At 44.0% G+C, this 14655-nt stretch carries 13 protein-coding genes; 11 read left to right on the forward strand and 2 right to left on the reverse strand.

The features are described 5' to 3' along the window. The first annotated feature begins 229 nt into the window (after positions 1 to 229). The 5 genes from LOZ80_RS05660 to LOZ80_RS05680 all read left to right on the forward strand — a co-directional run bounded on the left by LOZ80_RS05660 (position 230) and on the right by LOZ80_RS05680 (position 3478). Positions 230 to 592, forward strand: coding sequence for a helix-turn-helix domain-containing protein (locus LOZ80_RS05660; protein WP_238170511.1), 363 nt, complete (start codon positions 230 to 232; stop codon positions 590 to 592). A gap of 313 nt (positions 593 to 905) precedes the next feature. Then, entirely contained in the window at positions 906 to 2069 is a 1164-nt protein-coding gene (locus LOZ80_RS05665; RefSeq protein WP_238170512.1) for a hypothetical protein, read from the forward strand. Between the two features lie 49 nt (positions 2070 to 2118). Further along, positions 2119 to 2313 carry a transcription initiation factor TFIIIB gene (locus tag LOZ80_RS05670; RefSeq protein WP_238170513.1) on the forward strand — a complete coding sequence of 65 codons (195 nt, stop codon included), beginning with the start codon at positions 2119 to 2121 and terminating at the stop codon, positions 2311 to 2313. Positions 2314 to 2367: 54 nt separating this feature from the next. After that, positions 2368 to 2946, forward strand: coding sequence for a hypothetical protein (locus tag LOZ80_RS05675; RefSeq protein WP_238170514.1), 579 nt, complete (start codon positions 2368 to 2370; stop codon positions 2944 to 2946). A 73-nt stretch (positions 2947 to 3019) separates the two neighbouring features. Beyond that, positions 3020 to 3478, forward strand: a complete 459-nt coding sequence (locus LOZ80_RS05680; protein WP_238170515.1) for a hypothetical protein — start codon at positions 3020 to 3022, stop codon at positions 3476 to 3478. A 269-nt stretch (positions 3479 to 3747) separates the two neighbouring features. On the opposite strand, the gene LOZ80_RS05685 is transcribed toward LOZ80_RS05680, so the two are convergent. Then, a complete protein-coding gene (locus LOZ80_RS05685; protein ID WP_238170516.1) occupies positions 3748 to 5250 on the reverse strand; it encodes an alpha/beta hydrolase family protein in 1503 nt (500 codons plus the stop codon). 294 nt (positions 5251 to 5544) lie between these two features. Between LOZ80_RS05685 and LOZ80_RS05690 the strand changes: the two genes are divergently transcribed. From LOZ80_RS05690 to LOZ80_RS05715, 6 genes are all read left to right on the forward strand, one after another. After that, a complete protein-coding gene (locus tag LOZ80_RS05690; RefSeq protein WP_238170517.1) occupies positions 5545 to 6246 on the forward strand; it encodes a response regulator transcription factor in 702 nt (233 codons plus the stop codon). After that, positions 6243 to 7238, forward strand: a complete 996-nt coding sequence (locus LOZ80_RS05695; protein ID WP_238170518.1) for a sensor histidine kinase — start codon at positions 6243 to 6245, stop codon at positions 7236 to 7238. The genes LOZ80_RS05690 and LOZ80_RS05695 overlap by 4 nt, the downstream gene beginning before the upstream one ends. A 141-nt stretch (positions 7239 to 7379) precedes the next feature. Further along, a complete protein-coding gene (locus LOZ80_RS05700; RefSeq protein WP_238170519.1) occupies positions 7380 to 8153 on the forward strand; it encodes an ABC transporter ATP-binding protein in 774 nt (257 codons plus the stop codon). A gap of 58 nt (positions 8154 to 8211) precedes the next feature. Next, positions 8212 to 10095 carry an FtsX-like permease family protein gene (locus LOZ80_RS05705; RefSeq protein ID WP_238170520.1) on the forward strand — a complete coding sequence of 628 codons (1884 nt, stop codon included), beginning with the start codon at positions 8212 to 8214 and terminating at the stop codon, positions 10093 to 10095. 263 nt (positions 10096 to 10358) lie between these two features. Beyond that, on the forward strand, positions 10359 to 10808 hold the full coding sequence (locus tag LOZ80_RS05710) for a hypothetical protein (RefSeq protein ID WP_238170521.1): 450 nt from the start codon (positions 10359 to 10361) through the stop codon (positions 10806 to 10808). Positions 10809 to 11188: 380 nt separating this feature from the next. Next, positions 11189 to 12904, forward strand: coding sequence for an ABC transporter ATP-binding protein (locus LOZ80_RS05715; protein ID WP_238170522.1), 1716 nt, complete (start codon positions 11189 to 11191; stop codon positions 12902 to 12904). On the opposite strand, the gene LOZ80_RS05720 is transcribed toward LOZ80_RS05715, so the two are convergent. Continuing rightward, positions 12901 to 14562, reverse strand: coding sequence for an AraC family transcriptional regulator (locus LOZ80_RS05720; protein WP_238170523.1), 1662 nt, complete (start codon positions 14560 to 14562; stop codon positions 12901 to 12903). The two genes, LOZ80_RS05715 and LOZ80_RS05720, sit on opposite strands and share 4 nt — an antisense overlap. Between the last annotated feature and the right edge of the window lie 93 nt (positions 14563 to 14655).

Consider the following 14655-nt stretch of genomic DNA (forward strand, 5'->3'; position numbering starts at 1 on the left):
AATTTAGAAGGAATGCTACTAGTGTCTGGAAACTCCGTAATGCACAAAGTAAGCTCTATCCGCGGCCATTGGATTGGCATCAAGAGTGGATGTGAGTCGGAGTAGGGCGTATTACTTACATGTTTTTTGTAGGAATTTAATGGAAAATTCGAGGTTTGAATTATATACTAAGATGAGGGCAGTGTGATTAAAGGGTTTGAAAGATTGAATTTATCTATAGGTGAAGGTGTTGTTTATTTTTAACTACAAATTGCTAAAAAAGCTAAGGAATCAGAAAAAATTATCTATCCAAGAATTATCGAACGTAGTTAATATTGACAGATCTTTGCTTTCCTTGTTTGAAAGAGGGAAAAAAATTCCGAATTACGATGAAATAAACGCAATTGCAGACTTTTTTGAAGTCCAAAGCGATGAATTACTCCTAAGGGAACGACAGGAAAAGGATGAAACTTCCGAGATAATCCAACAATTATTAAATAAATATCGTTTCGACCTTTCAAATTCAGAACATGTTCAAAAACTAAACGAATTAGTAAGTAAAGAAAAAAAGCGGATTAAAACGATACGTAATAAACATCGGAATGAAATCTAAAGTGCTTACATAGTTAGCATTTACTTTCGTTTGAACACAAAAAAGGAAGCATATTCGAGATAAAATTGGTTGTGAACAAACCCATTTTAAACTAATCGAAGTTGAAATGAAGGACAATTCTATAAAAGTAAGGTTTGAAACTGTAAAAAAGAGCAAGAAGTTTGATGAGATTAAGCTTTTGTTGATTGATGTTGTTTCGGTGCTGGATATTTTAGGGTGTGAGATAATTCACTAGAGGTAAACCCTGTATCATAATTAAAAAACCAAGAGTGGAACAATTCAGTCATTGAAGTACCACATAGGAGGATAGTTATTGAAAACTGGTGGGGAGAGTTCACTTTTGAAAAAGCTTCTAGTATGTATGTCCTTATTTGCTTTAGCGGCTTGTGAGTCGAAACCTGCTGTTCCAACGGTTCAGCTGACTCCGATAGCCACCCAGTCCCAATCAAGCCCTAAGCTTGATGGTACTCCTTCTCCAAATCCTGATCCGTCTGCGACTCCTGCAACTTCTGTAACTCCCGGCAATAAGCCTACTGGCATTAAAATGTCCAAGCCCGAATTAGAAGTCAGGAGGTCTTTGCTCGATCAGTTTACTAAGTTAGCTCAAGCAAAGCTCAAAGATGCTCACTTTAAGATGGGCACCCCAAAACTAGCCGTTGATGTTCCACACCCGATCATAGGTGGAAAGCCTTACTACTCATACAGCATCCCTCTTTCAATCACTTCGGACACTGGAGAAGTAGCATCCTTAGAGTACGATATTCTCGTTGAAGAAGATTCGTTAGAACTCTACCAACCTAATTATAAAGGTGGGGAGAATGTAACCCTTGGAAAGCAAGTAACTAAGGATTACATCCTAAACATAAAAGAAATTGCACAGGAAACCATAGATGACCGCATGAGGATTATCAATACTCAGAGTGACGTATACGCCATCTCAAACAACGGTCTAAAATTAGCTTACTATAAGAACAACCAAGGCGTGACGATCCTAAATGGGGTAACTTCTAAAGAAGAATCTTTCAAGGAGTACGACATGGTAGGTCAATTCGCTTGGTCATCGGACGACCAGAAACTCTACATCGACACAGGAACGTCACCTTCTCGTACTAGTGCCATCCTTGTTTGGGGTAAAGTTGGCATGAAGAAGTACGATATGCACAATTATGCACGGTTAAAGTTCTCACCTGACGGTACCAAGATAGTAGGGGGAGAAATAACTGACAAACACAACAAAGCCAAGTATGACCTTACGGTAGAAAGCGACAACTGTACCGATGTCGTTGTCCTTGACTTGCTTACGGGCCAGAAAACGATAGTAATCGAGCAAAAACCTGAAGATAAATATGATTACTATATCAAATCTTGGAAGGATAATAAAACCTTGATTCTGACGAAGAGTCTTATCGCATTGAACTCGCCGGAAGAAGAGATAACAGTCCCAATTGAAAAGAGTGTTGGGGAATTTTTGAGGTAAGTAATATCAGAATGGTGTGAAAAGATAATTTCATTGAAGGAGGTTCAAGATGAAAAACGAAGAATATTGTCCTGAATGTGGAGGAACTAACTTTGGGGAAGGCAAGTCGCACGGCGAAGCCAGGGTATATCCTATGAAAAAAATTCTAACATTAGGATCAGATGTTACTCATGTAATTTGTATAAAGTGTGGATTTATTTTAAAAAGCTTTGTTAAAGAGCCACATAAATTTGAGAATAAATAAACTGAATATCAACATTTATGAATACAGTAAAACAAATATTTCATGAGGTAATATATGACTAATCAGATACCCGATACTTTTAAATATCATTTCGAAAATAACAATAATAAATATATCAAGAAACAGAATTATGAACTAGCGGCAATTGAGAACGAATGGCCTTTCATACCAAAAAGATTTGGGTATGATCCAATTGATAGTTATACAGCTAGTCGCAGAGGGTTCTATTGCTTATATGATATTGTTGACGAACAACTCGTCCTCAAGTCTTTCTATGTAAATTTGGAACGTTCAGTTGTTAAACCTCCTGACTTGAATGGTGTTTCCGGACAAATTAGATATGGGTGTTTCTGGGAGTATAAAGAAGTGAATTTACATATAACTTATTCGGGAGGAATCATTCTATGTGATGAGTTAGTAGGTCAAGGATACCTTTTTGGTGGATATGACCGCACACATCATTTCCAATATGTTATTGAGTTACAGTTTGAGAAGGGATTCCTGAAAAATAAAATAGAACACAGTGAAACAATGAAAGAAATTAGGAACATGACTGAATTAGATTTCTTTGATAAAGAAGATTTAGTAGCAGATCATTTTTCAGTTTTTTCAGGGAAATGGATTGATTATTAATAAATATATCTCAATAAAATAATACTTTCATTGTACTTGAATTTTAGAAAACTTGCGATGAGGTTTAACTTAAATGAGAAAACTGATCTACACATTATTGATTCTACTTATTGCGGTAATTATAATAACGGCTTTCTGGTCAAAAAGTAGTGATAGTAAATTAATCGCTCCAACTCTAAATAGCTTCTATAAAGATTTTGTTGAAAAAGACTATATAAATATGTACAAATATACTGATTTTAGTGCACATACTAAAGATCCCAATTTAACGAATGAAGGAAAAGCAAGTTTGGCAGAAGGATTATTAAATAACGACAGACATTGGTATGGCAATATTCAAAGCTATTCAATAGATAGTATAAGTTGGCGAGGGATAAACAAACGAAGTGCTACAGTTGCTATAACGACTTTAGATGTAAACGGAGATGAACAAACTTTATATGATGAAATTATCATCAAAAGGAAAGGATCAAATTGGTTTATTACAGAGTATAACTCAGGATCTCCTTGGCGAACTATGAAGATGCCTTAAGATGGTATAGTCATGCAAATAAAACAATTCATTTATTAAGTACCTCGGCTTTTAATATTTAGTGTATGGGAGTTGAATTAAATAGGCGTTTACTGGAAACACACAGATGAAGCAAAAGCCAAGACCGACAAATCGTGGACACATAGGACGTTGGCAAAAACCGCGCCCTAGAGCGGGATCAACGGCTTGCCCCCTTCAAGCAGCGGTTTATTAATTAAACCTGTCTACTTAAAGGGGAGCATATCACTATCGGTAGCCTGTTCCGTCATTTATAATAGCGAAGTTACGAACTTCACCTCCGGAAAGCGGCTATCCGGTCCTTTCATTAAGATTCCGCCTTGATTTTTCAGATACATATCGAAGAAATCCAACATATAGGCATTGATAACGGAGTTCGCTCTTTCCGGCGCAATCTTTCCTGTAATGCCCAGCATTTTGAAGATCGGAGAAATGAACTGTACGTCGGTAAAATTCAAATGCTCCGAATTCTCGATATAGAGGAATTGCCCCCCTGAAGCAACCGTTTCGCGCATCCGTTCAAGCTCTAACTTTTTGTCTTCCGTTACTTGATCCATCCACTCTCTTGTGTTGCCCATACGTTTAAGCTCTTCCTCGGTGTAGGCGTGGTTATCCATCACCTTCTTTAATCTTTCGAATTCGCTTTCCGAGTTCATGAACAAAAACGGCTTTCGCAGACCCTCTCTGTCACGCAGTCGATAAAGCCCTCCATCTAAGTCTACTCCAACTGCGATTCGCGGATCGTAAGAAGCGTCATAGGACGTCGCTCCGCCGATGGAATGACCGAACACCCCGACATGACCGAGATCCATCCTCCCTTTTAGATGACTTGGAATCTGCCCCGATTGGATGAGTTCGAATTGGTCCAGCGCAAACGCCACATCGTCGGTTAAAACTTTTCCCAACTTGTCGCGATTTCCGCTTTCCGTCCGGTAATCATGGTCGGGTGAGAATAAGTCGTTGGTTGAGATGGTCGTGATTCGACCGTCTGGAAACTCGGTTGCAAATGTATTGTAGGTGTGGTCGATCACTGCCACGATATATCCGTGACTGGCGAGATTTTCGGCTTGCGACGTGTGGAGGAACCTGGAAGAGCCGAAGCCGGGATTCGCAAGGATCAGCGGGTAGGACGTCTGTGCCGAAGAGACTTCGACCCCCGAATAAGTATGACTGGATACGTACTTCAGGTGCCCAAAAGTAAACCCGGGAAGGCCATAGTTCGCGGCCATATAAGGTAAAATTTGGGTATCGTGAATAAAGGGAGCGTACTTGCCGGTGCTAGCTTGAGCCGGATACCAGACCTGAACCATCAATTCTCTCTTACCATCTCTGGCTTTGTCGAAAATCTCTTCCCTATTCGTATCCACGAAATGAAAAGTTTGCGTTCCTACCTTAAATTCGCCTGCCGGTTCAGGTAGTTTAAATACAGGAAAAGCATACATGAGACCCGCTGTTACGACCAGCATTATCGCTATAGCGGTATAAGCTGAACCCAACATGAATCGCGGGAATTTTTTGGGGCCGGTTTTTTTAAAATAGCTATAACCTGAAATGGCTAAAAAAATGATCGTTATGCAATATGGGAAAAATAGCTGAACTCTATATCCTTCCACCGTCCAATGAATGACCAGTAAAAGTGTGGCGATCCCGCTTGCAACGAATACAGGAATTCTACGCCGTTCTTTTTTTAATAGGACTGTTAATGTAAACAATCCGATGTTTGACAAAAAAAGCAACAGTTCAAACAGCCTCATCTCGATTCTCCTTTTAAAAAAATTCTATTTTCGTTCGTTCCAATCTTATCCTGCCAGATTGGCCTAAGCTATCGATTTGCCTTACATCTACCTTACAATTTTGTAATTCGATCTTGCGGTATTGGAGGACCCGTAAACGGTTTATTTTCAGCTTGAAAGAGAGCCGCTTAAGGTTATAATAGATTGCAGCGGAACCTAATCCAACCTATTCAAACCATAGAAACACAGTAAGTTCCAATCGCTCTTTGGCGAAGGCATACTGGTTTTTTGAAAATCAGAAAGGAGCCAAGTCCTATGTTTAGTATCCTGATTGTGGAGGACGATCTTAAGCTGGCGCAGCTGCTTCAATCATATATGGAGAAATATGGGTACCTGGCTGAAGCAGTCCAGGAGTTCGACCGAGTTATGGAGGTGTTCCAGGGCATCCGTCCGGATCTTGTGCTGCTGGATGTCAATTTGCCCCGTTACGACGGCTATTACTGGTGCAGGCAAATTCGAACGGTCTCCACCTGCCCGATTCTGTTTATCTCCGCCCGCGACGGCAAGATGGAGCAGGTCATGGCGCTGGAGAACGGGGCGGACGATTATATCGCCAAGCCCTTCGATTATGAAGTGGTAATGGCCAAGATCAAGAGCCAACTTCGCCGCGCTTACGGCTCATACGCCCTGGGCAAGAGGGAACGGACCGTGGAATGCGCAGGACTCGTGTTGTATCCCGAAAGGCTTGAGCTGACCTTATCCGGCAAAAGCGTAGATCTCAGTCATAAAGAATCCTTGCTGATGGAAACACTGATGGAAAGCAGCTCCAAGGTGGTCAGCCGCGATTGGCTTCTGGACAAGCTGTGGGACGGTCAACAGTTAGTTGACGACAACACGCTTAATGTCAATATCACGCGCATCCGCAAAAAATTAGCCGAGCTCGGCATTGAAGAAGCGTTGGAAACCGTGCGGGGAGCCGGGTATAAACTGCGGCCTTTCTGGAGGGAGGAGTCATGAGGCTGTTTTGGAGAGAGCATGTGCCGTTAGTATTCATGTATGCCGGACAGCTTCTGCTGACTGTTTATATGTGCCGTTTATCCGGTTTCCGAAATACCTTCGATCTTGTGTACATCTGCATGGTAAATACGGCCTTGTTCGCTTTTTACTTGATATACCGTTATATCCGCCATTTTCGATTTTATCGGAGACTGACTCGTCCTCTTCTGTCAATTGACGAATCGGCCGAATTTGTCGGGAACGCACCGCTCGCGGATGCACTTGGGCATCTGCTCCAAGAGAAGTATCGTCTTTATCAGAACGATATTGGGCAACACCGCAAGAAGCTAAACGATCACATCACCTTTATCAATCAGTGGGTGCATCAGATGAAAACTCCGCTATCTGTTATGCACCTTGCGGTTCAGAAAGAAACCGACCCCTTCTTTGACAGCATGCGAGAGGAAATAGACAAGCTGAAGAAGGGGCTAGACACGGTGCTGTATACCTCGCGATTGGATGCGTTCGAGCAGGATTTCGTGGCGGAGCCGGTGCATCTTCGTCAGTTGGTCGGTAAAGTGGCGGCTGAACACAAAAATTTATTTATCCGCAATAAGGTCTTCCCGGAAATCCAGGTGGATGACCGATTGATGGTCATGTCCGATGACAAGTGGCTTGCCTTCGCACTCGGCCAATTAATCACCAATGCGGTAAGGTATTCGGCCGGCGCAAGCAGCCGTGTCATGATTACCTCTGTTGTGCGCGGACAGCGAGCCGCTCTTGAGATTCGGGACAACGGCGCCGGAATCCCGAAACAGGATATCAAGCGGGTGTTCGACGCGTATTTTACAGGGGAAAACGGAAGACGGTTCGGCGAATCCACCGGCATGGGGCTCTACCTGGTTCGGGAGATCGCCTCGCGCCTTGATCATCGCGTCGAGCTTGAATCTGAGCAGGGACAAGGAACAGTAGTACGTATATGGATGGGAATCGCGCATGTTCAAGCTCCATGAACATGCTTTGTTTTTTTATTACAGCATTGTAAGATTTGATTAAGAATAATCGATGGGATAGCGAACCAGGATCGGTTATGATTATGCGAGAGAGCCTTGGAAATTCGAAATTCCGACCATATGAAAGGAAGAATGCTTGATATGGATATGTTAATCGTACGCAATCTGGGAAAAGTTTATAATGGCAGCATCGCGTATAGGGCGATGAGCGACATGAACCTGGTTGTCGAGAAAGGTGAGTTTGTCGGTATTATGGGTCCTTCAGGCAGCGGCAAAACAACGCTGCTGAATGTAGTATCCACAATCGACACACCTACCTCCGGGGAAGTGTTGATTAATGGGGAAAACCCCCATTTGTTATCCAAAGACGATCTGGCCCTGTTCCGCAGACGGAAGCTGGGCTTTGTCTTTCAGGATTTTAATTTGCTAGATACGCTGACCATAGGGGAAAATATCATTCTCCCTCTTACGCTGGATGGGAAAAGCCTGAAAGAGATGGATGCCAAACTTCATCTGGTGGCGGAAAAACTGGGCATCACCCAAATTCTGAATAATCGAACCTATGAAGTGTCGGGAGGGCAACGGCAGAGAGCCACCATTGCAAGGGCCATTATTCATTCCCCTTCGCTGCTGCTGGCCGATGAGCCGACGGGAAATCTCGATTCCAAATCCTCACGTGATGTAATGGAAACGATGGAGGCCATCAACCAAACCGATCATACGACCATGCTGCTGGTCACCCATGACGCTCTCGCAGCTAGCTACTGCCACCGGGTCGTATTCATCAAGGACGGTCGGCTCTATAATGAATTTTACCGGGGGAACAACCGGCAGGCCTTCTTCCAACAGATTATCGATATGCTTTCGCTAATGGGAGGGAATGCAGATGAGCTTTCGCCGCTTCGAGTCAATTAAGAGGAGTTCCCGGCTGTCCATGATGACCATTACGGTAATGGGTCGGGAGGGTCAATAAATGACGTTGCGACAATTTGCCTTCCGCAATGTTAGCCGGAACAAACGAACGTATGCCGCTTTTTTTCTGAGCAGCACGTTTTCGGTGATGATCTTTTTCATTTATGCTGTTTTTATTTTTCACCCTGCAATTAAAAATTCCGGTTTCAATTGGTCGGCGGTTCAGGCAATGACAGTTGCGGAATATATCGTGTATGTGTTCTCCATCTTCTTCGTATTCTATTCTGTCAGTGCCTTCCTGAAATCCCGCAAACGGGAATTCGGCGTGCTCATCATGCACGGTATGACCTACAATCAGCTGCGACGGATAGTCTTTATCGAAAGCATGGTGATCGGTTTCGCTTCCATTGTGACAGGTCTTGCCGCCGGCATGCTGTTCGCCAAACTATTCATGATGATCGGAGCCGATGTGATGCAGATGAGCCCGCTGCCATACTACATGCCAGGCAAGGCAATTCTACTCACTCTGTCCGCATTCGTGCTGTTGTTTCTCGTCATCTCCGCGTTCACTGCCGCATTCGTACGAGCCAGCAAGCCGATCGATCTGCTGAAAGGCGGCGCCAAACCAAAGCCTGAGCCTAAATCATCCGTTTTTCTTACAATTACAGCGTTCTGCCTTCTTCTAGCCGGATACATCATTTCGTTCCTGGTTAAAGGCGCCACGGTCGTTTTCGCTCTTTTGCCGGTCACGGTCATAGTCATCATCGGCACTTACTTTTTGTATACACAGTTGAGCGTGTTTGTGATTCGCACTTTAAGAAACAACCGCTCTGTCTTTTTGCGAAAAACGAATGTGCTCGTTTTTTCCGACATGGCTTACCGCATGAAGGACAACGCCCGGCTGTTCTTTCTCGTGACGATCGTTTCGACAGTCGCCATTTGCGCCTTGGGCGGCTTTATGGGATTTCTGGAAACAATCCACAAACAAATCTCGGAAGCGTACCCGTTCGCCTATAATTACATCCAGACCACCGGCGATGTCGGGCAAGCAGCTGATCAAACGAAAATAATCGAACAAGTGCTCAAAGAACGGGGAATTCGTTATGATAAATTGTCCGTCCATGTAGCGAACTTCGATTCGATACATGGACAATCACTGAACTTCATCCGCCTGTCCGAGTATACCAAGCTTGCCCAAGCCTTGGATTACCCGGTACTGTCGTTGCAGGAAAATGAAGCCGCAGCCATCTGGACCATGAAAAACCGGCCGTTTCCGGAACGCGAGTGGTCAGTAAAGGGAACATCCCTCACACTCAGCATGAAACAAACCGTCGGAAAGGCGGTCACGCCTCCCATTATCGATGAACCGCTGTTGATCGTTCAGGATCGGATGCTTGACTCCTTTGGCAATCCGAATAATGAGCAGCTTTTAACCGTTTACAATACGGACAGCGCCGATTCAACGGCGGACACGGGGGAGGCCATCGCTGGGCAGCTAGGATATGCACAAACCTCCGGTTTTTGGTTCGCATCTCCTGCCTATTTGGAGGAACAGATGAAGCGCACCTATAATCTGATGCTTTTCGTCGGGTTGTTTGTCAGTTGCTTATTTTTTGTTGTATCGGGAAGCTTTCTATATTTCCGGCTGTTTACCGACCTGAACGATGACAAGATGAAGTACCGTTCCATAAGGAAGATCGGGTTGACCGACAAGGAGCTTGAGAAGGTGGCGAATCTTCAGATAGCGCTGTTGTTTTTCGTACCGCTCGCGGTCGCACTCATCCACAGCTCGGTTGCGCTCTACGCTCTGCATAACCTGCTCCATTCGCCGGTCATTCGTTCGGCCGTTACGGTCTGCATCGTTTTCCTTACCGCACAATTCCTGTACTTTCTCCTAATCCGTTCCCGTTATATAAAGCATTTGAAACAATCAGCGGGGCTTTAACTGATAGCCCCTATTTCTGAAAGGATCGTCGGCTTGGAACCGGATTGCAAGACTGTTGTGTAGAAGTTTGAACAATCAATAGAACCTTGATTATTGGTTCTTTACTCTATGCTGTAATCATTTATTTACATGTTGGTTATCAATGGCAGTTTCTCGCTCTGTGCATAATTTCACTTATGGTAATTTGAATAGGACTGTTACATGGAAGTCAGAACAAATAAACTCTACAACCAATGTTATATCTTCAGGGAGGTAGCCATGTATTGAGAAGATTAATTATTTATATCTTGTTGTTCCCCGTTTTGGTTTCCGTGGCGCTTTGGGGATGTGAAAATAAAGATACTAGTCAGCAGAGTATCAAGACAGACATAAAGCCAATTATGGATAGATTCCCAAAACTAGGTGAAATCCAAAAATGTGTTTGGTCAGCAGAAACAATAGGAAAACAAGGGGGGATCGGACCAACAAATTATAGGTTAATGGGCTATGTCGAGTTACGGAACACAGAATTTAGATTGTTTCTGTCCAAGTACAAGTGGACGCATGTAGCTTCAGATTGGAAGCCTACAATGGATTCAAAGTACATTGGAACCAAACCTTATAGTTGGTCGTTTAGCGATGAATTTAATAACTTCATAAAGTCATCGAACTATGTTGGCAAGTTCTACTTAGATACTGATAATGGAGTTATATATTTTGAAGTCGAAAGATAAACGTTAGGTAAATTCAATGAGCGAGATAAAAATACAGCTTACTATGTGCTAGATATTATCCATAAAAATTCATGGAGATTGCCTATACTTTGGAACAACGAGGAATGGTTTAATATGTTCGAATCGCAGCAATAAGTACATTTAACTTGCTTTCATGTCTCCCAGTGTACAATGGTAGAGAACCTAGCCGCAGGCCGTGGGCTAGGCCTTTTGTGCTTGGATATCCGTTTGGAATAATCCCCTTACGCGAAAATGATGGAATAAGTACAAGAAAATGGTTTGAAATGTCCATTGCCCTAGTCCGTTAAATTATCTATAATAAACCCGAATATAATTGAGAATCAATCTCAATAAAATAACATTGGACTAGGAGGATATCGATGCTTCGTCGTTTTTTTGCTTATTACCGTCCGCATAGAAATCTGTTTATTCTGGATTTCTCTTGTGCGATTTTGGCTGCTTTTCTGGAATTAGCGTTTCCTCTGGCTGTGAACCGGGTCATTGACGATCTGCTCCCTAGCGGCAACTGGAAGTGGATATTGATAGCTTGTCTTGGCTTGCTTGGTATTTATATTGTCAGTGCCGCTTTGCATTATGTCGTTACGTACTGGGGGCATATGCTGGGTATCAACATAGAGTCAGATATGCGGAAGAAACTTTTCGACCGGGTTCAGAAGTTGTCATTTCGTTATTTCGACAATAACAAAACGGGTCATTTGGTATCCCGAATGACGAACGATTTGATGGATATCGGGGAAATAGCCCACCATGGACCAGAGGATTTATTTATCGCGATCATGACGCTTGCTGGCGCTTTCGGTATTATGCTGAGCATCAACTGGCAGCTTGCGGTCATGACATTCATCATTGTCCCGCTCATGATCTATTTGTCCTTATATTTTAGCGGCAAGATGTCCGCTGCCTTTAAGCGCATGTTCGCTGATATTGCAGACTACAACGCGCGGGTTGAAAACAATGTTAGCGGAATCCGTGTCGTTCAAGCATTCGCGAATGAAAAATACGAAATCGACCGCTTCGCTGACAACAATAATCGTTTTCGTCTTACGAAGCTTGTAGCCTATCGAATTATGGCATTGAATTCGTCGCTCAGTTTTATTTTAATGAAAGGCATTTCGTTGTTTGTGCTCGTTTGTGGGACATGGTTTGTTATTCAGAATCGCATGACCTATGGAGAGTTTATTGCCTTCCTTATGCTATCCAACGTGTTTCTCAGCCCTATTCAGCAAATTAATTCTGTCATTGAAACGTATCCCAAAGGAATTGCCGGATTCAAAAGGTACCTCGAGCTATTGGAAACCGCACCTGATGTAAATGATGCGCCGGATGCTCGTAATGTGAAGCATGTCGTAGGGGAGATTCGCTACAGCGGCGTTGTCTTCGGCTATGAAAATAAGCAAAAGATTCTACAAGGAATCAACTTGTCTATTCACGCTGGGGAAACGGTCGCGCTCGTCGGACCTTCTGGTGCAGGAAAGACGACACTGTGCTCGCTGCTGCCTCGTTTTTATGATATAGATGAAGGCTCTATTACGATTGACGGCATCGATATTCGCCAAATGACGTTGGAATCGCTGCGTTCTCATATCGGTATTGTACAGCAGGATGTGTTTCTATTCGATGGTACGATCCGTGAAAATATCGCTTACGGCAAGCTGAAGGCTTCCGAATCGGAAATTTGGCAGGCCGCACAGAGAGCACAGCTAGAGGAACTGATACTGTCGTTGCCAGAGGGACTGGATACACTAATTGGAGAACGGGGAGTGAAGCTTTCTGGCGGACAGAAACAGCGGCTTTCCATAGCACGAATGTTTCTCAAGAATCCGCCGATCCTCATCTTGGATGAAGCGACTTCCGCTTTGGACACCGCGACGGAAGCCGCGATTCAACTCGCACTTGCAGAACTTTCGCAAGGACGTACGACACTTGTAATTGCCCACCGGTTGGCAACGATTAAAAACGCGGACCGCATTATCGTGGTAGCCGAACAAGGGATTATCGAACAAGGCAGGCATGAGGAACTCATAGAGGCTAAAGGGTTGTACAATCGTCTGCATGAGGCACAGTTCGGCAGCTAGGAAGATTGCCTCAGTAGTTGGGGCAGAATTTCAAGCAGCTTTTCCCTGGTCAAAGCATCGCTATAATTCCATTGATCCGCTTCAACCATATGAACATGTCCGTTCTTGACTGCAGGGAGACTTCGCCAGAGAGCGGTGCTCAGCATTTCTTCCACGGTATGTCTGGCATTTCCTTCTGCTGGAAGCAGCATAAATATTCGATCGCCAGCATACTCAGGTAGGTTGGCGGGAGAAATTTCAGCAAATCCTTGCCCCGCATTCAACACCTCAGAAATTTTATCTACAGGTTGAAATCCGCAGGGGTGGTAGAGTGCGGATGAAAGCCCTGACGTTCCCATGACGAACCATCGCTTTCCATGGCCAGTGATGAATACGGAGGCCGTTTCCTGCGGCTTTATGTAAATCCTAAGCTGCTGCCACATTGCGGCTGCTTTGACATGGTAGTCCTCCAACCATTGTTCTGCTTCGCGTTTTCTGCCTAACCAATTGCCAAGCGTTTGCAGCCGTTCTGTGAGTGGCGCGAAGGAGTTGAATGTGACAGTGGGTGCGATTCTTGAGACTTGACTGTACTGTCTTTCATCGGCGCTCGCAAAAATGATTAAATCCGGCTTTAGCTTCATCGTTTTGTCCAAACTGAGGGGGAAGCCTACATCTTGAACGTTGTGGGTCAGCTGCTCAAATAAAGCATGTTTGTCGGATAAAAATCCACTCCCTACGGCTTTAACGCCAAGAGCGAGAAGGTCCCCAAATGTTTCTCCGTAGTAAATTATCCGCTTGGGCTGTGCCGGAATTTCGACCTCGTGGCCCGTCCAGTCCCTCACGCGAGTGCTGCGACTCATGGTTCGGGCATATTGCTTGGGAGTTACGCCAGAAATCTGACGAAAGCGGCGGTTGAAGTAGTATTCATCGGTAAAGCCAACCTGGCTGGCAATTTCCCGCAGAGGCTCCTTGGAGTTCAGCAGCAATTGTTTGGAATGATTAATACGTACTTCGGTTAAAAAGTGAAGAGGTTTTTTGCCGGTCAATTCCTGGAAGATCGATGTATATCTCCATTGCGAGATATTCGCTAATTGAGCAAGCTGCTTGACCGTAATATTATGCATATAATTGTTGCGCAAATATTGAATGGTGTACTCCACAGCCTGTGTCAAACTTGTGGAGTGTTCGAAATGGAGGTTGTGTTCGAGCAGGAAGCCCATCAACTCCTGAAAACGCAGCTGTCGCTGAAACCACTCGAGGTCGTCTTCTTTTATTTGCTCCATATGCAGACTTTCTACAAGTCGAATTAAACGGGAAAAAGGGAAGGAAAGGATCTCCTCTCGGCCGGGGAAAATGGCCCCCGTGTACGTATGAGGATGTTTATTCCGCATTTGAATGACCACGAATGAAATTCGGTAGAGTCGTATTGCGTTGTCGTAGCCATTTTCAATCTGAAATGAAGTGCCAGGCGCAATCGAATAACATTTATCAGGAGCTACCTGGAAAATATTCTCGTTTAGGCGCAAGGTTCCCTTGCCATATTTGAAAACCATAAGTGTATGGAAGGAGGTTGATTGTTGCCCAGAGTTCCAACCGACCGATTGTTCAATCCGTTCGACATCGGATAGTTGAAATAGCAAGGAGCGAAGGGGAGCCTCATTCTGTTTCTGAAGAACCATATCGATCATCCTACTTTCTAATTGAAAAACATTCTCAATGAATTTCATTGTATACAAATTAAAGAAGCTTTTCAACAAAGTTGAGAAGCTCCC

This window comes from Paenibacillus sp. HWE-109 (assembly GCF_022163125.1).
GTDB lineage: Bacteria > Bacillota > Bacilli > Paenibacillales > NBRC-103111 > Paenibacillus_E.

Bases quoted from the DNA above. Each gene is read 5' to 3' on its own strand.
- LOZ80_RS05670 (WP_238170513.1), top strand. From the start codon at position 2,119: ATGAAAAACGAAGAATATTGTCCTGAATGTGGAGGAACTAACTTTGGG.
- LOZ80_RS05675 (WP_238170514.1), top strand. From the start codon at position 2,368: ATGACTAATCAGATACCCGATACTTTTAAATATCATTTCGAAAATAAC.
- LOZ80_RS05680 (WP_238170515.1), top strand. From the start codon at position 3,020: ATGAGAAAACTGATCTACACATTATTGATTCTACTTATTGCGGTAATT.
- LOZ80_RS05685 (WP_238170516.1), bottom strand. From the start codon at position 5,250: ATGAGGCTGTTTGAACTGTTGCTTTTTTTGTCAAACATCGGATTGTTT.
- LOZ80_RS05690 (WP_238170517.1), top strand. From the start codon at position 5,545: ATGTTTAGTATCCTGATTGTGGAGGACGATCTTAAGCTGGCGCAGCTG.
- LOZ80_RS05695 (WP_238170518.1), top strand. From the start codon at position 6,243: ATGAGGCTGTTTTGGAGAGAGCATGTGCCGTTAGTATTCATGTATGCC.
- LOZ80_RS05700 (WP_238170519.1), top strand. From the start codon at position 7,380: ATGGATATGTTAATCGTACGCAATCTGGGAAAAGTTTATAATGGCAGC.
- LOZ80_RS05705 (WP_238170520.1), top strand. From the start codon at position 8,212: ATGACGTTGCGACAATTTGCCTTCCGCAATGTTAGCCGGAACAAACGA.
- LOZ80_RS05715 (WP_238170522.1), top strand. From the start codon at position 11,189: ATGCTTCGTCGTTTTTTTGCTTATTACCGTCCGCATAGAAATCTGTTT.
- LOZ80_RS05720 (WP_238170523.1), bottom strand. From the start codon at position 14,562: ATGGTTCTTCAGAAACAGAATGAGGCTCCCCTTCGCTCCTTGCTATTT.